The 20,964-nt window shown below is 70.9% G+C and carries 19 protein-coding genes; 9 read left to right on the top strand and 10 right to left on the bottom strand.

Annotated elements, in window-relative coordinates; translation table 11 throughout:
• Nucleotides 1-32: 32 nt before the first annotated feature.
• Complete coding sequence (gene fasR, locus ACFYXE_RS13490) at nt 33-1,277, bottom strand: fatty acid biosynthesis transcriptional regulator FasR (RefSeq protein WP_361166424.1); 1,245 nt, start codon at nt 1,275-1,277, stop codon at nt 33-35.
• A 58-nt stretch (nt 1,278-1,335) separates the two neighbouring features.
• Between fasR and ACFYXE_RS13485 the strand changes: the two genes are divergently transcribed.
• On the top strand, nt 1,336-1,998 hold the full coding sequence (locus tag ACFYXE_RS13485; protein ID WP_389312029.1) for a pirin family protein: 663 nt from the start codon (nt 1,336-1,338) through the stop codon (nt 1,996-1,998).
• A 103-nt stretch (nt 1,999-2,101) separates the two neighbouring features.
• Here the strand turns inward: ACFYXE_RS13485 and ACFYXE_RS13480 are convergent, their stop codons facing one another.
• A complete protein-coding gene (locus ACFYXE_RS13480) occupies nt 2,102-2,923 on the bottom strand; it encodes a serine hydrolase domain-containing protein (RefSeq protein WP_389312027.1) in 822 nt (273 codons plus the stop codon).
• Between the two features lie 151 nt (nt 2,924-3,074).
• Between ACFYXE_RS13480 and ACFYXE_RS13475 the strand changes: the two genes are divergently transcribed.
• Nucleotides 3,075-3,548, top strand: a complete 474-nt coding sequence (locus ACFYXE_RS13475) for a MerR family transcriptional regulator (RefSeq protein ID WP_389312025.1) — start codon at nt 3,075-3,077, stop codon at nt 3,546-3,548.
• 5 nt (nt 3,549-3,553) lie between these two features.
• On the top strand, nt 3,554-4,657 hold the full coding sequence (locus tag ACFYXE_RS13470) for an aldo/keto reductase (protein ID WP_389312023.1): 1,104 nt from the start codon (nt 3,554-3,556) through the stop codon (nt 4,655-4,657).
• Between the two features lie 23 nt (nt 4,658-4,680).
• Here ACFYXE_RS13470 and ACFYXE_RS13465 read toward each other — a convergent pair whose 3' ends face one another.
• The 7 genes from ACFYXE_RS13465 to ACFYXE_RS13435 all read right to left on the bottom strand — a co-directional run bounded on the left by ACFYXE_RS13465 (nt 4,681) and on the right by ACFYXE_RS13435 (nt 12,579).
• Complete coding sequence (locus ACFYXE_RS13465; RefSeq protein ID WP_389312021.1) at nt 4,681-5,985, bottom strand: acyltransferase; 1,305 nt, start codon at nt 5,983-5,985, stop codon at nt 4,681-4,683.
• Nucleotides 5,982-7,145 carry an alpha/beta hydrolase gene (locus tag ACFYXE_RS13460; protein WP_389312019.1) on the bottom strand — a complete coding sequence of 388 codons (1,164 nt, stop codon included), beginning with the start codon at nt 7,143-7,145 and terminating at the stop codon, nt 5,982-5,984. Before ACFYXE_RS13460 ends, ACFYXE_RS13465 begins: the two co-directional genes overlap by 4 nt.
• Before the next feature lie 146 nt (nt 7,146-7,291).
• On the bottom strand, nt 7,292-7,969 hold the full coding sequence (locus ACFYXE_RS13455) for a response regulator transcription factor (RefSeq protein ID WP_361166405.1): 678 nt from the start codon (nt 7,967-7,969) through the stop codon (nt 7,292-7,294).
• Complete coding sequence (locus ACFYXE_RS13450) at nt 7,966-9,330, bottom strand: sensor histidine kinase (protein ID WP_389312017.1); 1,365 nt, start codon at nt 9,328-9,330, stop codon at nt 7,966-7,968. The genes ACFYXE_RS13455 and ACFYXE_RS13450 overlap by 4 nt, the downstream gene beginning before the upstream one ends.
• Before the next feature lie 158 nt (nt 9,331-9,488).
• Nucleotides 9,489-10,373, bottom strand: a complete 885-nt coding sequence (locus tag ACFYXE_RS13445) for a DUF4429 domain-containing protein (protein ID WP_361166399.1) — start codon at nt 10,371-10,373, stop codon at nt 9,489-9,491.
• A 75-nt stretch (nt 10,374-10,448) separates the two neighbouring features.
• Nucleotides 10,449-11,660, bottom strand: a complete 1,212-nt coding sequence (locus ACFYXE_RS13440) for an alpha/beta hydrolase (RefSeq protein WP_389312014.1) — start codon at nt 11,658-11,660, stop codon at nt 10,449-10,451.
• Nucleotides 11,661-11,943: 283 nt separating this feature from the next.
• Nucleotides 11,944-12,579 (bottom strand): TetR family transcriptional regulator, encoded by a 636-nt coding sequence (locus tag ACFYXE_RS13435; protein WP_361166478.1) that lies wholly within the window; start codon nt 12,577-12,579, stop codon nt 11,944-11,946.
• A 205-nt stretch (nt 12,580-12,784) separates the two neighbouring features.
• On the opposite strand from ACFYXE_RS13435, the gene ACFYXE_RS13430 reads away from it, so the two are divergent.
• On the top strand, nt 12,785-14,395 hold the full coding sequence (locus ACFYXE_RS13430; protein ID WP_389312013.1) for an MFS transporter: 1,611 nt from the start codon (nt 12,785-12,787) through the stop codon (nt 14,393-14,395).
• 262 nt (nt 14,396-14,657) lie between these two features.
• Complete coding sequence (locus ACFYXE_RS13425; protein WP_361166391.1) at nt 14,658-15,032, top strand: peptidase inhibitor family I36 protein; 375 nt, start codon at nt 14,658-14,660, stop codon at nt 15,030-15,032.
• 106 nt (nt 15,033-15,138) lie between these two features.
• Here ACFYXE_RS13425 and aceE read toward each other — a convergent pair whose 3' ends face one another.
• A complete protein-coding gene (aceE, locus tag ACFYXE_RS13420; protein ID WP_389312011.1) occupies nt 15,139-17,871 on the bottom strand; it encodes a pyruvate dehydrogenase (acetyl-transferring), homodimeric type in 2,733 nt (910 codons plus the stop codon).
• Nucleotides 17,872-18,238: 367 nt separating this feature from the next.
• On the opposite strand from aceE, the gene ACFYXE_RS13415 reads away from it, so the two are divergent.
• From ACFYXE_RS13415 to ACFYXE_RS13400, 4 genes are all read left to right on the top strand, one after another.
• The gene (locus ACFYXE_RS13415) at nt 18,239-18,670 is read left to right on the top strand and encodes a DUF3052 domain-containing protein (RefSeq protein ID WP_361166385.1); all 432 of its coding nucleotides are present in this window, start codon (nt 18,239-18,241) and stop codon (nt 18,668-18,670) included.
• Nucleotides 18,671-18,936: 266 nt separating this feature from the next.
• The gene (locus ACFYXE_RS13410; protein WP_361166382.1) at nt 18,937-19,395 is read left to right on the top strand and encodes a peroxiredoxin; all 459 of its coding nucleotides are present in this window, start codon (nt 18,937-18,939) and stop codon (nt 19,393-19,395) included.
• A 162-nt stretch (nt 19,396-19,557) separates the two neighbouring features.
• Nucleotides 19,558-20,133 carry a TerD family protein gene (locus tag ACFYXE_RS13405; RefSeq protein WP_062781869.1) on the top strand — a complete coding sequence of 192 codons (576 nt, stop codon included), beginning with the start codon at nt 19,558-19,560 and terminating at the stop codon, nt 20,131-20,133.
• 197 nt (nt 20,134-20,330) lie between these two features.
• The gene (locus ACFYXE_RS13400; RefSeq protein ID WP_389312008.1) at nt 20,331-20,906 is read left to right on the top strand and encodes a TerD family protein; all 576 of its coding nucleotides are present in this window, start codon (nt 20,331-20,333) and stop codon (nt 20,904-20,906) included.
• The last annotated feature ends 58 nt before the right edge of the window (nt 20,907-20,964 follow it).

The following is a 20,964-nucleotide window of genomic DNA, read 5'->3' as shown; positions in this document are numbered from 1 at the left end:
GGCTGGGGGAATTGTAGGGGCCCGACAAAACCCTACGACTGCGGATCCCCGTCGGCCAGACGCCCCAGGATCAGCGCGATCCGGAGCGTGAACGCGGAGCGCACATCGGAAGGCGACCAGCCGGTGACGTCAGTCACACGTCGGAGCCGGTAGCGCACGGTGTTGGGGTGGACGAACAGCATCCGGGCCGCCCCTTCGAGACTGCTCGCCTGCTCCAGATAGACACTGAGCGTCTCCAGGAGCGCCGAGCCCGCCTCCTCCAGCGGTCTGTAGATCTCCTCCACCAGCTGCTCGCGGGCCGCCGGATCCCCGGCGATCGCGCGCTCCGGCAGCAGATCGTCCGCGAGGACCGGCCGCGGGGCGTCCTGCCAGGCGGCACACGCCTTGAGCCCGGCGGCCGCGGCCTGCGCGGAACGGGTCGCGGCGAGCAGGTCCGGGACGATCGGCCCGGCCACCACGGGACCCGCGGCGTACGGGCCGATCAGGGACTTCGCCACGTGCAGCGGATTGTCGTTGCCGCCCGCGATGACGACCAGCCGGTCACCCAACACACCGGTCAGGACCTGCAGCTTCGCGTGCCGGGCGGCACGCCGGATGGCCTCGACGGTCAGCTCGCTGTCGCCGTCGGGGGCGGTGCCGAGGACCACGCAGACGTGCTCGGGGGAATTCCACCCGAGGGCCGCGGCGCGCGAGACGGCGCCCTCGTCGGCCTCCCCGGACAGCACCGCGTTCACCACGAGCGACTCGAGCCGGGCATCCCAGGCACCCCGTGCCTCGGCGGCCTGTGCGTACACCTGAGCGGTGGCGAAGGCGATCTCGCGGGCGTAGACGAGCAGGGCCTCCCGCAGCACGGACTCGTCGCCGGGCGCCGCGACCTCGTCGATCGCGGACTCCATCACCTCGATCGTCGTCCGCACCATCTCCACGGTCTGGCGCAGGGTGATCGCCCTGGTCAGCTCGCGGGGCGCGGTGCCGAAGACGTCGGTGGAGATGGCCTGCGGGGCGTCCGGATGCCGGAACCACTCGGTGAACGCGGCGATACCGGCCTGGGCGACCAGGCCGATCCACGACCGGTTCTCCGGCGGCATCGCCCGGTACCAGGACAGCGTCTCGTCCATGCGCGCGATGGCCTGCGCCGCGAGGCTCCCCGACGACTTCTCCAGACGCTTCAGGGTCGCGGCGTGGGCGTGGGCGGCCCGCCGGGCGTCCGGGCCGGATTCCGGGTGGGACGGGTGGCTGGACTCCTGCTGGGCTTCGTTCGCTGAGGGTTCGGGCACGGGACAAGACTGCCTTATCGGGGCGGGGCGATGCGGTGCCGGGGCTACCGTGGGGTGCGTGATTGAAGTACGGCGCTCCGGCGACCGGTACCGCGGCGGGGAGACCGCGGCCGGTATCGAGTCCTTCCACGCCTTCTCCTTCGGGCCGCACTACGACCCGGACAACCTCCGCTTCGGCGCGGTCCTGGCCTGCAACGAAGAGCGGCTCGCGCCCGGCGCGGGCTTCGACGAGCATCCGCACAGCCACACCGAGATCGTGACGTGGGTCGTCGAGGGCGAGCTCACCCACCGCGACTCGGCGGGCCACGCCTCACGGGTGCGCCCCGGCGACGTGCAGCATCTGTCCGCCGCGGGCGGCGTCCGCCATGTGGAACGCAACGACGGCGCGACCCCGTTGGTCTTCGTCCAGATGTGGCTCGCGCCCCTCGCGCCCGGCGGCGATCCGTCCTACGAGGTGGTCCACGGCATCGCCGACTCCACGCCGTACGCGGTGCCCGGCGCGGGCGCCCTGCTCCACGTCCGGCGGCTCGCGGCGGGCGAACGCCTCGGCCTGCCGAACGCGCCGTTCGTGTACGTCCACGTGGTGCACGGCGAACTGACCCTGGCCGACGACCGCCTGGGCCCCGGCGACTCGGCCCGGATCAGCGACGAGACGGACCTGGAAGGGGTGGCACCGGGCACCGCGGAAGTGCTGATCTGGGAGATGGCGAACGCCGCGTAGAGGCGGGCGTGGGGCGCGGGGCACCCGGCGCCGGGCACGGGGTGCGGGGCGCCCGGCACGGGGCGCGGCGGGACAAGGGGCGCTGCGGGATGCGGCGGGCGCGTCAGCCGCGGAGCTCGCCGAGCACCGCATCGGTGAACGGCGGCCACACCTCGGCCGCCCACGGCCCGAAGGGCCGGTCGGTGAGCGCGACACAGGCCGCCCCGGCGTCCGGATCGACCCACAGGAACGTGCCCGCCTGCCCGAAGTGCCCGAACGTCCGCGGCGAGGACGAACTCCCCGTCCAGTGCGGCGCCTTGGAGTCCCGGATCTCGAACCCGAGCCCCCAGTCGTTGGGGTTCTGGTGCCCGTACCCCGGCAGGACACCCTTCAGCCCCGGGTACGTCACGGTCATCGCCGCCGCCACCGTCCGCGCGTCGAGCAGCCGCGGCGCCTGCACCTCGGCGGCGAACCGCACCAGGTCGTCGACCGTCGACACCCCGTCCTTGGCGGGCGAGAGGTCACCTTCGAGCGCGGTGGAGGACATGCCCAGCGGCTCGAGGACCGCCTGGCGCAGGTACTCGGCGAAGGGAATGTCCGTCGCCTTGGCGATGTGATCGCCGAGCACCTCGAACCCCGCGTTCGAGTACAGCCGCCGCACCCCCGGCTCCGACGTCACCCGGTGCTCGTCGAACGCCAGCCCGCTGGTGTGCGCGAGCAGGTGCCGTACCGTCGAACCCTCGGGCCCGGCGGGCTCGTCGAGCTCGATCGCCCCCTCCTCGTACGCGACGAGCGCCCCGTACGCCGCGAGGAGTTTGGTGACCGAGGCGAGGGCGAAACGCCGGTCCGTGGGGCCGTGCGTCCCCACGACGGTGCCGTCCGCTCGGACGACCGCCGCGGCGGCGGTGGGGACCGGCCAGTTATCGATCAACGCCAGGCTCTGCATGCCCCGAGCCTAAGCGCCCCACCGGGGTGGGCGCACCGAGGGGTCCGTGGCCGCGCGGTCCCACGGCTCCCCGCTCCTTGCCCGGCCCGCTCCTCCTCTCCGCCGGAATCCCCTTGCTTGGAGTGCACTCCAAGGTTCTAGCGTGTGCGTCATGACGGTGATGGAGACCAGGACCGCACCAGCCCGCCCCGCCTCCGGGGCCGACCCCTGTGCCTCGGCACCCGCAGGACCTCCGAGGCCGACCGGTCAGGACCACTACACGATCAGTGAAGTCGCCGCCTGCACCGGCCTGACCGCCTACACCCTGCGGTGGTACGAGCGGATCGGCCTCATGCCGCACATCGACCGCTCCCACACGGGCCAGCGCCGCTACCGCAACCGCGACCTGGACTGGCTCGCCTTCGTCGGCAAGCTGCGCCTGACGGGAATGCCGGTCGCGGACATGGTCCGCTACGCGGAACTCGTGCGCGAGGGCGAGCACACCTTCGCCGAGCGCCAGGAACTCCTGGAGGCGACCCGGCGCGACGTCCGCGGCCGCATCGCGGAGCTGCAGGACACCCTCGCCGTCCTCGACCACAAGATCGACACCTATGCGGGCGCCCGCAGGGCGTCAGAGAGGCCCTGACACCGATGACGGCTGACCACACCCACGCGAACATCCCCACACCGTCCTCTTCCCCCGACTCCGCCGTGTCCGCCGTGTCCGCCGCGCCGACCGGGTCCGGCGAGCGTCTGGCGACCACGCGCCTCGGCGACGGCGGGCCCGAGGTCGGCATCCAGGGCCTCGGCTGCATGGGCATGTCCGCCTCCTACGGCCCCACGGACACCGACCAGGCCAGGGCCACCCTGGAACGCGCCCTCGAACTGGGCGTCACCCTCTACGACACCGCCGACGTCTACGGCATGGGCGAGAACGAGAAGTTCCTTGCCCCCTTCCTCAAGGCACACCGCGACGAGGTCGTCCTCGCCACCAAGTTCGCCCTCGGCGTCCCCACGGCCGACCCGACGAAGCGGCGCATCGACAACTCTCCCGACTACATCCGCACCTGCGTCGACGCCAGCCTGCGCCGCCTCGGCACGGACGTCATCGACCTCTACTACATGCACCGCCGCGACCCGGCCGTCCCCATCGAGGAGACGGTGGGCGTGATGGCCGAGCTCGTCGCCGCGGGCAAGGTCAAGCACCTCGGCCTGAGCGAGGTCACCGGTCCCGAGCTGCGGGCGGCGCACGCCGTCCACCCCATCGCCGCCGTCCAGTCGGAGTGGTCGCTCTTCAGCCGTGACGTCGAGCGCGCCGTGGTCCCCACCGCCGCCGAGCTCGGTGTGGCCCTCGTGCCCTACTCGCCGCTCGGTCGCGGCTTCCTCACCGGATCGTTCGTCAGCGCCGAGAAGGAGCTCACCGAGGACGACTTCCGACGCCAGCAGCCCCGCTTCACCGGCACCAACGCCTCCGCCAACGCCGCGCTCCTGGACTCCGTCCGTGCCGTCGCCGACACCCACGGAGCGAGCCTCGGGCAGGTCGCCCTGGCCTGGATCCAGCAGCAGGCCACGGCCTTCGACCTGCCCGTCGTCCCGATCCCCGGCACCCGCAAGCCCTCCCGCATCGAGGAGAACACCGCGGCCACCCGCATCACCCTCACCGCCGACGACCTCGCCCTGCTCGCGCCGATCGCCGACGCCGTCTCGGGCGACCGCTACGCCGACATGACCTTCACCTCGGCGGGCCGCGAGTAAGGGCCGTTGCCGGCTCCGGCGCCTCAGGCCAGGCCCAGGGCGAAGACCGCGAAGCCGGCGGCCAGGAGCCCGGCGAGCGCCCGTCGGGACCGGGGCGTGCGCTGCCACGGAGCCTCGAACCGGCGGGCGTACCGGCCGGTCAGCACCAGCAGACCGGCGAGGACCGGGAGCCAGGCGACGCGCGCGGCGATCCAGCCGAGCGTGTCCGGGCTCGTCGTCAGCCCCGGCACCGCGCCGAGGAACGAGCCGGGTATCGCCGCGGTGAGCAACGCCGTCTGATGCCAGCACAGGATCGTCATCGCCGAGAGGTTGATGACGACGACCGGCGCCCACAGGGCGGGGCGGCGCAACAGCCTGCCGATGCGGTCCCGCAGCAGGATCGCCGCGCCGCTCTGCGCGGCGGCGAGGGCCAGGACCAGGAGCGACGGCGGATGCGAGTTGGTCCGGGCCTCGCCCGGGACCCCGACCATCGACGACGGGTAGTGGAAGAGGAGGAGCAGCGCGGTGAACAGGGCCGTCCCTCCGGCGAGGAGCAGCCACGCGCCGCGCCTGCCCAGCTTCTTCTCGCTCCAGCAGACGCCCAGTTGATAGGCGAACAGCCAGCCCGGCAGCAGGTTCAGCAGGCTCAGCCAGGACGGCACGGCCTCCGCGAACGGCCCGTAGCGCAGGAAGTCGACGACGGCCACGGACCCGAGCAACGGCACCGCCGTCCAGGCCCGCCACCGCTCCGCCGCACGGATGCACCAGGGCGTGAGCGCCGTGATCACGGTGTAGACGCCCACGAACCACAGGGGTTGGATCACCAGGGTCGACGCCGTGTGCAGTGTCGTGCCGGGCACCCCCAGTCCGTACAGCGTCGGGATCAGTGCCGCCCACACCGCCGTGACGCCGAGGACCGGCCGGCCGAGCCGGGCGAGGCGACCGCGCAGCCAGCCGCCCCTCGACTCGCCGCGCGCCACGGCCCGGCGGTACGACAGGGTGGAGGCATAGCCCCCGACGAGGAAGAAGATGCCCAGCATCTGCAGCACCCAGCTGAGCGGGGCGAAGAAGCCGAACGACGCCAACGGGCTCGCGTTGTGGAGCGCGCCGCCGGAGTCGAGGTCGAAGCCGCCGAGCAGCCAGTGCCCGGTCGGCACGGCCAGCAGGGCGAGGGCACGCAGCCCGTCCACGGCCCGGTCGCGGTGGGCGGGGGTCCTGGCGTCCACCGCCGACGCCGCGCGGTGCAGCGTCCCGCGCAGGGACGTCACCGGGGCCAGGATGTTCCTCGGGGTCAGGATGTTCGTCGGGGTCAGGGTCGGCCGGGTCGTCTCCCGGCTCCGGTGGCTCATGTCCGTGCTCCGGTCGGTCGGTTGCGGTCGGAGGTGCCGGCTCCGTCGGCGATGCGGGCGAAGGCACGCAGGGAGTCGGTGCCGGGGGCGAAGTAGCCGGTGTGGCCCTCGGCCCGCTCGGCGGGGATGCGGCGGGCGCCGAAGCCGGGCTCGGCCGGGTCCTCGCCGTGGCCGAGGCCGAACAGCTCGACGCTCGGCACCTTGTCGATCCAGTCGCTGTCGTCCTTGGCGGCCCAGACGCGGGCGGTGGTGTGCAGGTCGGCGACGCTGTCCGCCCGCATGCCGGGGGAGCCGAGCACCACGAGGTCGGCCGCCGGCAGCCGGGAGGCGGCCAGGCCGCAGACCACCGAGCCGTAGCTGTGGCAGAACACGGCGGGCCGCGGGGTGCCGGAGGCCGTCAGACCCTGCGCGAAGCGCACGAGACGCGGGGCGCCGGCCTCGGCCAGCCGGCCCGTCGCGGCGTCGGGGCCGAGGCCGACCGGCGTCGTATACCCCACCCAGGCGATCACGGCGGTGCGCGGGCCCGTCGCCGCCCGCAGGGCGTGGCCCATGCCTGCCGGTGTTCCGTACCGGTCGGTGGCGCGGTCGAAGGTGCTCAGGTCGATGTCGGAACCGGGCACGACGACGGACACGTGCTCGGCGGTCGCCAGATCCCCGTACACCTCGGCGACTTGGCCGCGGCCTCGCGGATCGAACGCCAGTATCTGCCGCCCCGGCGTCAGCAGTTCGTCGTAGCGGTCGATCAGGGAACGGGCCCGCTCGTGGTCCTGCAGCGTGAGGTCGGGGTCGGTCGCCCTGGCCTGCTCGCGGGCGCGCTCGGCGCGCAGGTAGCGGGAGTTGGCCTCGAAGCGCAGAGCGGTGGGGGCACCGTCCAGATTGCCGACGACGGAGGGATGCCGGGCCACCAGCCGCTCCCGCCGGTCCTGGTCCAGCGAGTCGAAGAAGGCGGCGATCCGGTCGGGGCTCGCGGTCTTGGGGTCCGGCAGTGTCAGACCCGCCGAGTGGTCCGCACGCCAGGAACTCGTGCCGGGCGGCGGGCCCGTGAGCGGCTGCTGCTCACTGCCGATGGCCCAGCCCGCCGTGCCGGTGACGATCGTCGTCATGAGCGCGGCGGCGACGAGCGCCCTCCTGCTCCGTGCTCTCCAGGACCGAAACCCCATGGCTCGTCTTCCTCCCCGCTTCGTGGCGCGCTGTGGCCTGACGAAGCGAAAGGTAGGAAGACGGTGGGTCGCGGCACGTCACACCGAGGAGCCAACTCTCGAGTGATACCGGGGTATGCCGGGGTGATACCGAGGTAGGGGGTGGGCTATGACTCGCCGGGGGAGACCAGCCCCGATTCGTAGGCGAAGATCACGGCCTGGGCGCGGTCCCGCAGGTCCAACTTGCTGAGCACACGCCCGATATGGGTCTTCACGGTCTGCTCGGCGAGCACCAGGCGATCGGCGATCTCCTGGTTGGACAGCCCGCGGGCGATCAGGACCAGTACCTCGGTCTCACGCGGGGTCAGTCCGTTGAGCCGGAGGGACTCGTCGTTGCGCGGAGTCGTCCGCTGCTTGGCGAAGTCCGCGATCAGACGGCGGGTCACCGAGGGCGCGAGCAGGGCCTCGCCGCCCGCCACGACACGAACGGCCGAGATGAGGTCGGCGGGCGGCGCGTCCTTCAGCAGGAACCCGGAGGCTCCGGCACGCAGCGCCTCGTACACGTAGTCGTCCACGTCGAAGGTGGTCAGCATCAGCACCTTCGGCCGGTGCACCACACCCGGAGGCGGGTCCAACAGGGCGCGGGCCGCGGCGAGTCCGTCCAGCTCCGGCATGCGGACGTCCATCAGCACGACGTCGGGGTGGGTGCTGCGGCTGACCTCGATGCCCTGCTTGCCGTCGGGCGCCTGGCCCACGACGTCGATGTCGCTCTGCGCGTTGAGCAGCGCGGCGAACCCCGCGCGCACCATGGCCTGGTCGTCGACGATGATCACGCGGATGGTCATGCGGTGCCGGAGTCCTTCGGGATGAGAGGGAGGCGGGCGGCCACACGGAACCCGCCGTCGGGCAGCGGACCGACGTCGACCGTGCCGCCGACCAACCGTACGCGCTCGCGCATGCCGACGAGTCCGTGCCCCGTGCCGCTGCCCTCCAGCAGGCCGGGCGGCTCGGTCGACGGGCCGTTGACGACGAGGATCAGCAGGTGATCCGGGTCCAGGGTCAGGGTGATGTGGGTGGGTGCGCCCGGCGCGTGACGCATCACGTTCGACAGGGCTTCCTGGACGATGCGGTAGGCGGACAGGTCCACGGCCGGGGTCACCTCGGCCAGTTCCTGCAGGATCGCCAGCTCAGGGCGCGAGAAATCGACCGGTATGCCGGCCCGCACGGTGGCCTCGATCAGGTGGGGCAGCCTGTCGAGTCCCGGCTGGGGTGCGCGCTCGCCGTCCACCCCCTCGCTGCGCAGCACCGCGAGCAGCCGCCGCATCTCGGTGAGGGACTCCCGGGCGCTCGCCGCTATGCTCCCGAACTCCGCGCGTGCCGCGGCGGGCAGGCCGGTGAGGCGGTAGGGCGCGGAGTCGGCCTGGACGGTGATGACCGACATGTGGTGGGCGACGACGTCGTGCAACTCGCGGGCGATGCGCGCGCGTTCCTCCAGGAGGGTGCGCTGGGCGCGCTCGGACTCGCTGATGGTCTCCTGTTCCATCAGCCTGCGCCGGGCGTCGCCGCGCTCGCGCAGGAGCGCGCCCAGCAGCAGCACGACACCGCTCAGTACGGTCAGGAGCACGCCGGTGTCCTGGCTGCCCTCGCCGCGGAACATCCCGAGGACCACTCCGGCGACCACGGTGACCAGCCAGATCCCGAGGAGGGTGCGGCGGCTCTCCCGCAGGGACAGCGCGCAGCAGAGGACCACGTATCCCACGACGATCATGGGGGTCCAGGGGGCGGGCCTGCCGGGGTCGGCGGCCAGCGTCGCGACGCCGCCGAGGATGTCCGCGACGATGACGATCCACCACGCCGGGAGCGGCCGGAAGACCGCGAGGAGCAGGGGCACGGTCTGGGCGACGCCCAGGGCTCCGGCCACGCCGCCGTCGACCCCGTAGTCGTTCGTCAGGACCTGGACGGTGACGGGAATGAGGACGACGACGAAGCAGGCCGCGATGATCAGCGGCAGTCTGCGCACCCACGGCCTGGGGGAGCGCGCGAGCAGGGGCTCGGCGGGGGCCGAGGATTCCGACAGCGCGGTCCATGCGGTGCGCAGGCCGTCGCGGACCGCCGTGGCGGCGCGACGGAGGGCGCCCGGGCGTCCGTCCGGCTCGGACGCCGGACGACGGGGATCTTGGTCGGGCGGTATCGATGTGCTGCTCATGGCCTGATCAGCGTAGGCGCGAAGACGCCGCCGTGACGTCATACCGGGGAGCCGGAACGCACCTCATACCCTGGTATCACGCACGCACATCTCCCGGCGCCCCGCCTGCCCCGAGCTTCGGGCGGCCTGCCTGCCCCGAGCTCCGGCGCCCCGCCTGCTCACAGCTCCGCGAGCAGCTCGGTCTTCTTCGTCGTGAACTCCTCGTCCGTGAGCAGTCCCGCCTGGTGCAGTTCGCCCAGGTGCCGGATGCGGTCCGCGATGTCCGCCGGATCGCGGCGCACGGCCGTGGCCACGACGGGAGAGCCGGTGCCGACGGCATCGGAGAGCGGGGCGGGACCCGAGGCCCGCACCGCGGCGAGGACGGACGCCGCGAACGGCAGAGACTCGTGGACGGGGCCGTAGCCGAGGCCGAAGACGACGGCCGCCGGGTCCTGGTCGGCCTGGGCGGGCTGCGCGACGGGCGTCTCGCGGCGCAGCAGCCGCAGATGGCCCTCGAACACCTCGGGGGAGCGCCATTCGATGCCGCACAGGTCGCTGACGGGGAAGCTCTGGTCGCCGGCCTTCCACTTCGCCGACGAGGCGCCCGTCCAGAACCAGCGGAAGGCCACCAGCTTGCCGTCGAAGGACGCCTTCCCGTCGTACGCCTTGAACTGCTGGGGCGCCTCGGGAGCGGCCACCAGATGGCGTTCCGCCGGTTGGTCGGCGTCCGGGGCGAGCTGTGCCCGCAGCTCGTCCGCGTAGTACTCGGCGAGCGTCTCCCGCTCGGCGGGCAGCACCAGTCGGTACGGGTCGCTGCCCTCCTTGAGCTGCCCGGCCGCCGCCTCCATCAGGGGATCGGCGCCCGGTCTCGGCACGGCATGCAGGACCACGGTCCCGCGTTTGCCCGGGGAGAGCGTCACCGCCGCGATCGCCTCATGCGGGATGCGCCGTTCACCGAGAGCCTGGAAGAGCTTCGGCGTGCGGATTCCCCGTTCGAAGCGGATGAGCACGGAGTCGGACTCGAACTCCCAGGCGGCATGAAATCCGGCCAGTACGTCACCCATGCAGCTCATCGTAGGCGGCACGCGCGCCCCCGTCCCTCCTGCGGCGTGCCGCTGTTTCATCGATTTCTACGCGCGTCAGGCCGCTGCCTCGCCGGAAATACCCTTCCGGCAGGCACCGCCGTCGCTCGCGCATCGCACCCCGTGGTACGAACCCGTGCCGATCTCTGCGAAGTTGCGCAGGCTCTCCGTGCCCGGCTCGAAATAGCCGGTGTGTCCGTGTGCGCCGGCCGCGGAGAACACGCGCGCGCCGAAGCCCGCGGCCACCGGGTCGGCGCCGTGGCCGAGCCCGCCGATCTCCATGTTCGGCACGTCCTGGATCCAGTCGTCGTTGTCCCGCGTGGCCCAGATCCGGGCCCCCGTGCCCAGCTGGGACGCCGAGTCGGCGCGCATGCCGGGGCTGCCCGCCACCGCGATGTCGGTGACCCGGGGCGGCAGTTTGCGGGCGGCCACACCGCACACCACGGAGCCGTAGCTGTGGCAGTACAGCGCGACCGGAGTGCGTCCGGGCAGGCCGCGCACCATCGACTCCAGGCGCGTCGCCCCGTCCTCGGCGCGCATCACGGTCGCCGCGTCCACGCCGATCCCGACGGGTGCGGTGTAGTCGGCCCAGGCGATCACCGCGGTACGCGTGTGCGGGTTCGCCGAGCGCTCCGCGCGGTACAGCGACTTCGCCATGCCGACGGGCGCCGAGTACTTGCGGAACGTCCGCTCGAAGGTCAGCACATTGGTGTCCACACCGGGTACGACGACCGAGACGCGGCGGGCCTTGTCGAGGTCTCCGAAGACCTCGGCCATGCGCCCGGACCCCATGGGGTCGAAGGAGATGACCTGGCGCCCGGGGCGCATCATCACCCCGAACCGCTTCATCCTGCGCTCGGCCTCCTGCTGCCCCAAAGGGGAGAGGCGTTTGTCGTGCATGCGTTGACGCTCGACCTTGCGGGCCTGCCCCAGGGCGATGTGGTTCGCGCGATAGCGCAGCGTGGCGGGCGCGCCGTTCATGTTGCCGACCGCCAGCGGGTAGCGCGTGGCCAGCCTGCTCTGCTGCTTCGCGTCGAGCGTCGCGAAGAAGTGGGCGAGGCGGGCGGCGGGCGCGTCGGGGTCGGGCAGGGCCCGTCCGTCTATGCTCCCCCGCTCCCAGGCGGCGAGTGCGGCGTTCAGGGGCGACGCGTCGCCCCTGTTGTGGCGCACCGCGGTCCAGCCGGTGGTCGCCAGCATGACGAACACGACGGCCAGCGCGAGCAGAGCGCGCCAGACGTTGAGTTGAGGGGAAGAGTCGAAGGAAGTCACTACGGGACACCCTAGGAGAATCGTGATGCATACCGTGCATCGCGTGAGGCAGATCACGTTTCCGTAAGGGTAATTGAGGCAAAACAGGCACATCTTGAACCGTCCGTCACCCTCCGTAGGTAACGGTGACGCGCCGGGCGGCGCCATGGGTGTCACTCGGGGTGCACGTGATCTCGCTCAACGCTCCGGCGGATCCTGCGGGTTGATCCGGCGGATTCCGCAGGTTGAACCGATCGATCCCGCGGGCGAGCGGCGCTCGATCAAGTCGGCGAGCGGCACTCGATCAGGAAGTCGACTCTGGAGGCTCTGTTCGCCAGCCCTCGGCCAGTGCGGGCCCCAGATGGTCCAGATACCGCTCCGTGAGGGCGCGGATGGACTCGGGGGTGATGTCCCCGCCCGCGCCCCAGAGGCGTCCCGTGACGCGCATGACGCCACTGAACGCGGCCACCGCCACGCGCGGGCGTGGGTCGGTCTCCAGGTCCACCCCTTCCCGTTCGGCGATCACGCGCGCGACCTCGTCCTCCATCTCGATGGAGCGGCGCAGGTGGGCGGCGAGCAGGGTGGGTGTCGACTCGATCATCCGGTAGGTGCGCATGTGGAGTTCGACCGGCACGACCTCCTCGATGGACTGGCCCATCGCCTCCCAGGTGCCGAGGACGGCGCCGCGCAGAGCCATCAGCGGGCTCTCGGGGGCGGGGCGGTCGCGCACCGCCTGGACGAACCGCGCCTCCACCATCTCCTGGACGGCGAAAACGGCCTCCTGCTTGTTGGCGAAGTATCGGAAGAACGTGCGCTGGGAGACGTCGACCGCTTCGGCGATCTCGTCGACGGTCGTCTCCTCGTACCCCTTGGTGGTGAACAGTTCGAGCGCCACGCGGAGGAGCGCGTCCCGGGTGCGCTGCTTCTTGCGCTCGCGCAGCCCCGGCCTGGCGGGGATGCCCTCGACGGGGCCCTCGGGGGGCTCGGTCGATGCTGTCGCGGGGGCCGTCGCTCGCTGCGTGGTCGTCACACCTTGGTCCTCTTTCCTGCCGTTTGCCCAGTTCACCATACCTGTGAGCTACGTGACAGTTACCGACTTGTGAAATGGTTTGTCAACTGTCAGTCGCTGTCACTAACCTCATCGCATGACTAGTCAGACCACCGTCGACAAGGCGGACAAGGCGCCGGAGCCCGCGTCCGTGCCGACCCCGGCCAAGGGGCTCCGCGGCCACCCCTGGCTGACGCTCTTCGCCGTCGCCATCGGCGTGATGATGGTGGCCCTTGACGGCACTATCGTGGCGATCGCCAACCCGGCCATCCAGAAGGACCTCGGCGCCACGTTCGCGGACGTCCAGTGGATCACCAACGGCTACTTCCTCGCCCTCGCCGTCGCGCTGATCACCGCGGGCAAGCTGGGCGACCGCTTCGGCCACCGCCAGACCTTTCTCATAGGCGTGGTCGGCTTCGCCGCCGCCTCCGGGGCCATCGGCCTGTCCGACAGCATCGCCCTGGTGGTCACCTTCCGCGTGCTCCAGGGCCTCTTCGGCGCCCTGCTGATGCCGGCCGCGCTGGGCCTCCTGCGGGCCACGTTCCCGGCCGAGAAGCTCAACATGGCCATCGGCATCTGGGGCATGGTGATCGGCGCCTCGACGGCCGGTGGCCCGATCCTCGGCGGTCTCCTCGTCCAGCACGTCAGCTGGCAGTCCGTCTTCTTCATCAACGTGCCGGTCGGCATCATCGCCGTCGTGCTCGGTGTGCTCATCCTCAAGGACCACCGCGCGGAGAACGCCCCCAGGTCCTTCGACGTGGTCGGCATCGTGCTGCTCTCCGCGGCCATGTTCTGCCTGGTCTGGGCGCTCATCAAGGCCCCGGAGTGGGGCTGGGGCGACGGCATGACCTGGACGTTCATCGTCGTCTCCGTGGCGAGCTTCGTGCTCTTCGCGCTCTGGGAGTCGAAGGTCAAGGAACCGCTCATCCCGCTGGCGCTGTTCCGCTCCGTGCCGCTGTCCGCCGGTGTGGTCCTGATGGTCCTCATGGCCATCGCCTTCATGGGCGGACTCTTCTTCGTCACCTTCTACCTGCAGAACGTGCACGGGATGAGCCCCGTCGACAGCGGTCTGCACCTGCTGCCCCTCACCGGCATGATGATCGTCGGCTCGCCGCTGGCGGGCGCGATGATCACCAAGGTGGGGCCGCGCATTCCGCTGGCGGGCGGCATGCTCTGCACCGCCGTCGCCATGTACGGCATGTCCACGCTGGAGGCGGGCACCGGCAGCGGTCTCATGTCGCTCTGGTTCGCGCTCCTCGGTCTCGGCCTCGCCCCGGTGATGGTCGGCGCGACCGAGGTCATCGTGGGCAACGCGCCGATGGAGCTGTCCGGTGTCGCCGGTGGCCTCCAGCAGGCCGCGATGCAGATCGGCGGCAGCCTCGGCACGGCCGTGCTCGGTGCCGTCATGGCCTCGAAGGTCGACAGCGACCTGCCCGACAACTGGGCCGAGGCGAAGCTCCCGCCGATGAGCGAGGCCCAGCTCGACAAGGCCGCGGAGGCCGTCCAGGTCGGTGTGGCACCGGTACCGCCGAAGGCTCCGCCGTCGCTCGCCGACCAGATCACCTCGGTCGCGCACGACACCTTCATGTCCGGCATGAGCATGGCCTGCCTGGTCGCCACCGGAGTCGCGGTGGTCGCGGTCTTCGTCGCCTTCCTGACCAAGCGGGGCGTCAACGCCGAGGCGGGCGCGGGCGTCGGCCACATCTGAGAACCGGCACGGGTGTCGGCCACATCTGAGAATCGGAGCCCGAGCCGCTCCGAAAACCCCCGGGGACATCGGTCTCGGCGCCCGTCTCGGGGAAAGCCCCTCAGGGACAACCTGGGGGGCTTTCGCCTATCAGGGTGAGGCGCGTCCGTACCCCTTCCGGCGGCACGGCCACCGGGTCCACAGTTCAGGCAGAAGATCCGCACGGCGCAGACGCCGGGCACGAACCTGCCAACTGCGCCGCACCACACGGGGGTTGAACACCATGCGTACGACCGTGCTCACGACCGTCACCGCTGTCTCGCTCGCCGCGGTCCTCCTCACACCCGCGCACGCCGGGGCCACCGCCCCGCCGACGCTGCGCGGCTGCGAGGCCGGCGAGCTCTGCCTCTGGGGGAAGGCTGGGTTCAAGGGCGCCCGCCACGTATACGAACTGAAGGACATCGACATCGAGAGCTGCACCGCGCTGCCGGAGGGGAGCAGCGCGCAGTCCCTCGCGAACCGCACCGGACGCCCGGTCACCACGTACCAGTCGGCGGAGTGCGACGAGACCGCGGAGTTCAACACCTACCCGGGCAGCGGCACCTGGGCGCCCCAATCGCCGTATCGCGTAAGGGCCTTCAAGGTCTGGGAGCGATGAGGCGGAGAACGCCGAAGGGCGGCGGGAACCAAGTCCCACCGCCCTTCGGGAGCCACTCGTAAGTGCCCCGGAGCGCCACTCGAAAGTGACCCGGAACGTCCGGAGGCTACGCGTCGCCTCCGGCCGCACCCGGATCCGCTGCCGTGACGTCGAGCAGCTGGTAGCGGTCGATCGCCTGCTTCAGCACGGAGCGGTCGACCTTGCCCTCACGGGCCAGCTCGGTCAGCACGCCCACCACGATCGACTGCGCGTCGATGTGGAAGAAGCGGCGGGCCGCACCGCGGGTGTCGGCGAAGCCGAAGCCGTCCGCACCCAGTGACTGGTACGTGCCGGGCACCCAGCGGGAGATCTGGTCCGGGACGCTCCGCATCCAGTCGGAGACGGCCACGAACGGGCCCTCGGCGCCGGACAGCTTCTGCGTCACGTACGGGACGCGCTGCTCCTCCTCGGGGTGCAGGAGGTTGTGGCGCTCCACGTCCACGGCCTCGCGGCGTAGCTCGTTCCAGGAGGTCGCCGACCAGACGTCCGCCTTGACGTTCCACTCCGAGGCGAGGATCTGCTGCGCCTCGACCGCCCAGGGCACCGCGACACCGGACGCGAGGATCTGGGCCGGAATGGCGCCCTGCTCCCCGGACTTGAGGCGGTAGATGCCCTTGAGGATGCCGTCGACGTCCACGTCGGCGGGCTCGGCCGGGTGCTGGATGGGCTCGTTGTAGACGGTGAGGTAGTAGAAGACGTCCTCACTGTCGGGGCCGTACATCCGGCGCAGGCCGTCCTTGACGATGTGCGCGATCTCGTAGCCGAAGGCGGGGTCGTAGGCGACGCAGCCCGGGTTCGTCGAGGCGAGCAGCTGCGAGTGGCCGTCCGCGTGCTGCAGACCCTCACCGGTCAGCGTCGTGCGGCCGGCGGTCGCGCCGAGGACGAAACCGCGCGCCAGCTGGTCGGCCATCTGCCAGAACTGGTCGCCGGTGCGCTGGAAACCGAACATCGAGTAGAAGACGTACACCGGGATCAGCGGCTCGCCGTGGGTGGCGTAGGCCGAACCGGCGGCGATGAGGGACGCCGTGCAGCCCGCCTCGGAGATGCCGTCGTGCAGCATCTGGCCCGTCGGCGACTCCTTGTAGGCCAGGAGGAGTTCGCGGTCCACGGCCTCGTACTGCTGACCGAGCGGGTTGTAGATCTTCGCGCTCGGGAAGAAGGCGTCCATGCCGAAGGTGCGGTACTCGTCGGGGGCGATCAGCACGAAGCGCTTGCCGATCTCCTTGTCCCGCATGAGGTCCTTCAGGATGCGGACGAACGCCATGGTGGTGGCGATCGACTGCTGACCGGAGCCCTTCTTCGCGGGCGCGTACGTCTTGTCCTCGGGGAGCTGCAGCGGCTTGGAGCGCACCACACGGGTCGGGACGTAGCCGCCCAGGCCCTTGCGGCGGTCGTGCATGTACTGGATCTCTTCGGAGTCGCGGCCCGGGTGGTAGTACGGCGGGGCGCCGCCCTCCAGCTGCTTGTCCGTGATCGGGATGTGCAGGCGGTCGCGGAAGCCCTTGAGGTCGTCGACCGTGAGCTTCTTCATCTGGTGCGTGGCGTTGCGGCCCTCGAAGTTCGGGCCGAGCGTCCAGCCCTTCACCGTCTGCGCCAGGATGACGGTCGGCTGGCCCTTGTGGGCCTTGGCGGCCGCGTACGCCGCGTAGACCTTCTTGTGGTCGTGGCCGCCGCGGCCCAGGTGCAGGATCTGCTCGTCGGTCATGTTCTCGACCATGGCGCGCAGGCGGTGGTCGTCGCCGAAGAAGTGATCGCGGATGTACGAGCCGGTCTCGGTCGCGTACGTCTGGAACTGGCCGTCCGGGGTGGTGTTGAGCCGGTTGACCAGGACGCCGTCGCGGTCCTGCGCGAGCAGCGGGTCCCAGCTGCGGTCCCAGACGAGCTTGATGACGTTCCAGCCGGCGCCGCGGAACTGCGACTCCAGCTCCTGGATGATCTTGCCGTTGCCGCGCACCGGGCCGTCGAGGCGCTGCAGGTTGCAGTTGACGACGAAGGTGAGGTTGTCCAGGCCCTCACGGGCGGCGATGGAGAGCTGGCCGAGCGACTCGGGCTCGTCCATCTCGCCGTCGCCGAGGTAGGCCCAGACGTGCGACTTGGAGGTGTCGGCGATGCCGCGGGCCTCCATGTAGCGGTTCATCCGCGCCTGGAAGATCGCGCCGAGCGGGCCGAGGCCCATCGAGACCGTCGGGAACTCCCAGAAGTCCGGCATCAGGCGCGGGTGGGGGTAGGACGAGAGGCCGTGCGGCGCTTTGGACTTCTCCTGCCGGAACGCGTCGAGCTGCTGCTCGGTGAGCCGGTCGAGGAGGAAGGCGCGGGCGTAGATGCCGGGGGAGGCGTGCCCCTGGAAGAAGATCTGGTCGCCGCCGTCGCCCTCGTCCTTGCCGCGGAAGAAGTGGTTGAAGCCCACGTCGTAGAGCGAGGCGGAGGAGGCGAAGGTGGCGATGTGGCCGCCGACGCCGATGCCGGGGCGCTGGGCGCGGGAGACCATGACCGCGGCGTTCCAGCGGGTGGCGTTCAGGACCTTGCGTTCGATTTCCTCGTTGCCGGGGAAGAACGGCTCGTCCTTGGTGGCGATCGTGTTGATGTAGTCCGTACTGCGCATCTCGGGCACGGCGACGCGCTTCTCGCGCGCCCGCTCGATCAGTCGGAGCATCAGGTAGCGGGCCCGCTCGCGGCCGCGTTCGTCGACCGCGGCATCGAGGGAGTCGAGCCACTCCTGGGTCTCTTCGGGATCGAAGTCCGGGACCTGACTCGGCAGGCCGCCAATGATGATCGGGTTGCGATCGGATCCGGAAGCCACGCTGTTCCTTCGCTGTTGGGGCTTTCGCCTGGGTAATACCTGGCCGTGCACCGCTCCCCATCGTCTACCGCATGGACGCAAACGTCATCTCTACCGAGAGGTAACCGAGACGTTCCTCCGGCGACCCTGGGGTAGGCTCGGCCCAAATCGCAACGATACGCCCATCCTGCCTAGTCCCTTCGCAGAGCCGTTCGGTCTCGACGGATGTGGCGGCAGTTGCGGCGACACGGTCGGGAACGTCACCGTTTCGGCGGTCTCGGCGGCCGGGTACTTGCGCGATCCGTCCCGCCCGTGTGGACTACGGCCAACGCCCCGCGCACGCGCGTGGCTGACAGGCATTCCCAAAAACATGATCAGGAGGCAATCCGTGAGCGCGACCGCGGACCACGCGGAGACGAACCTTGCCGTAAGGCTTGGTTTCCAGCCCGACCAGGTGGTCCAGGAGATCGGCTACGACGACGACGTCGACCAGGAGCTCCGCGAGGCCATCGAGGAGGCCACTGGCACAGAGCTCGTCGACGAGGACTACGACGACGTGGCTGACGCCGTGGTGCTCTGGTTCCGTGAGGACGACGGGGACCTGACTGATGCGTTGGTGGATGCCATCGCGTACATGGAGGAGGGCGGCTCGATCCTGCTGCTGACTCCGAAGACCGGTCGTGACGGGTACGTCGAGCCGAGCGAGATCGGCGAGGCTGCCACCACCGCAGGCCTGTCGGCCACCAAGAGCGTCAACGCAGGCAAGGACTGGAGCGGCAGCCGCCTGGTCACGCCCAAGGCGGCCGCCAAGAAGCGCTGAGCACCGGCACAGGCCCCAGCGGCCCCTCGGAGCACCCGGACCCCGGTCCCGCCCCCGCCCGGCCGCAGAACCACCGTGAGGCCCCCCGACGACGGATCACGTCGTCGGGGGGCCTCACGCGTGCGTGCCGCGCCGGTCGACGGGCGCGCGGGACATACCGGCCGGCGCACCGCGTGGGGCCCTGATCGGCGGACGGATGCGGACGTAGGGTGGATGTCACCCGAACAGCCCCGCCCCAGGGGACCCCGTCGAAGGGATGCGTACTCATGGCGATCGAGGTCGGCACCAAGGCCCCGGAATTCGAGCTGAAGGACAACCACGGCCGGTCCGTGAAGCTCTCCGACTTCCGCGGCGAGAAGAACGTGGTGCTGCTCTTCTACCCGTTCGCGTTCACCGGCGTGTGCACGGGCGAGCTCTGCGCGCTCCGCGACGAGCTGCCGAAGTTCGTCAACGACGACACCCAGCTGCTCGCCGTCTCCAACGACTCCATCCACACCCTGCGCGTCTTCGCCGAGCAGGAGGGCCTGGAGTACCCCCTGGTCTCCGACTTCTGGCCGCACGGCGAGGTCTCGCGGGCGTACGGCGTCTTCGACGAGGACAAGGGGTGCGCGGTGCGCGGCACCTTCATCATCGACAAGGAGGGCGTGGTGCGCTGGAGCGTCGTCAACGGCCTGCCGGACGCCCGCGACCTCAACGAGTACGTCAAGGCCCTGGACACCCTGTGACACCCCGGGAGTGACACCCCGGGATTCCTCAGGGGTGACACCCCGTGATTCTTCGGGTGCAGAGCCTGTGGCGTCCGGGAACCGGTCACTAGGATCCACTCGTTGATCCGATGGCAACGCAACGCTTGGGGCTCCCCGCCCCTGGACACCAATGGAGGACTCGTGGGAGTCAGCCTCAGCAAGGGCGGCAACGTATCTCTGAGCAAGGAGGCGCCGGGCCTGACCGCTGTTCTGGTCGGCCTCGGCTGGGACGTGCGGACCACCACCGGCACGGACTTCGACCTCGACGCCAGCGCGATCCTGACGAACGCGGAGGGCAAGGTCAGCAGCGACCAGAACTTCGTGTTCTTCAACAACCTGAAGAGCCCCGACGGCTCCGTCGAGCACACCGGTGACAACACCACCGGTGAGGGCGAGGGCGACGACGAGGCGATCAAGGTCGACCTGGCCGCCGTCCCGGCCGACGTCGAGAAGATCGTCTTCCCGGTCTCGATCTACGACGCCGAGACCCGCCAGCAGTCGTTCGGCCAGGTGCGCAACGCGTTCATCCGCGTCGTGAACCAGGCGGGCGGCGCGGAGATCGCCCGCTACGACCTCTCCGAGGACGCCTCGACGGAGACCGCCATGGTCTTCGGCGAGCTCTACCGCCACGGCGCCGAGTGGAAGTTCCGCGCCGTCGGCCAGGGCTACGCGTCGGGTCTGCGCGGCATCGCGCAGGACTTCGGCGTCAATGTCTGAGTCGTAGGCCCCAGCTCACCCCGTCCGGCGCCGCACCCCACCGAGTGCGGCGCCGGACGCGCTCACCGCCCGTGGTCCCGTGACCACGGGCCTGTGGGTCCCGTCACCCGGGGGACACGTGTTCCCCGGCGCGGCGGCCCGCGCTCCCGCCATCCGCGGGACCCTCTGCTCTCGTCATCCCGGGGAGGACCACAACCATGGGCGTCACACTCGCCAAGGGAGGCAATGTCTCCCTCTCCAAGGCCGCACCCGATCTCACCCAGGTTCTCGTCGGCCTGGGCTGGGACGCGCGCTCCACCACCGGCGCCCCCTTCGACCTCGACGCCAGCGCCCTGCTGTGCAGCGCGGGCCGGGTGCTGGGCGACGAGTGGTTCGTCTTCTACAACAACCTGAAGAGCCCGGACGGCTCCGTCGAACACACCGGCGACAACCTGACGGGTGAGGGCGAGGGGGACGACGAGTCGATCCTCATCGACCTCTCCCGGGTGCCGGCCGGCTGCGACAAGATCATCTTCCCGGTCTCGATCCACGAGGCGGACAACAGGGGCCAGACGTTCGGCCAGGTCAGCAACGCCTTCATCCGGGTCGTGAACCAGGCGGACGGCCAGGAGCTCGCGCGCTACGACCTCTCCGAGGACGCCTCCACGGAGACCGCCATGATCTTCGGCGAGGTGTACAGGTATGGCGGAGAGTGGAAGTTCCGTGCGGTCGGGCAGGGGTACGCGTCGGGCCTGCGCGGCATCGCTCTAGACTTCGGGGTCAACGTTTCGTAAAGCCGGGGACCGGCGCGGGGGAGACCGCTAAACGGGAGCCCGTACACACACGATTGGG

Origin of the sequence: Streptomyces sp. NPDC002564, from assembly GCF_042889645.1 — a bacterium.
Taxonomy (GTDB): domain Bacteria; phylum Actinomycetota; class Actinomycetes; order Streptomycetales; family Streptomycetaceae; genus Streptomyces.
This window is presented reverse-complemented; position numbering and strand designations above follow the sequence as displayed.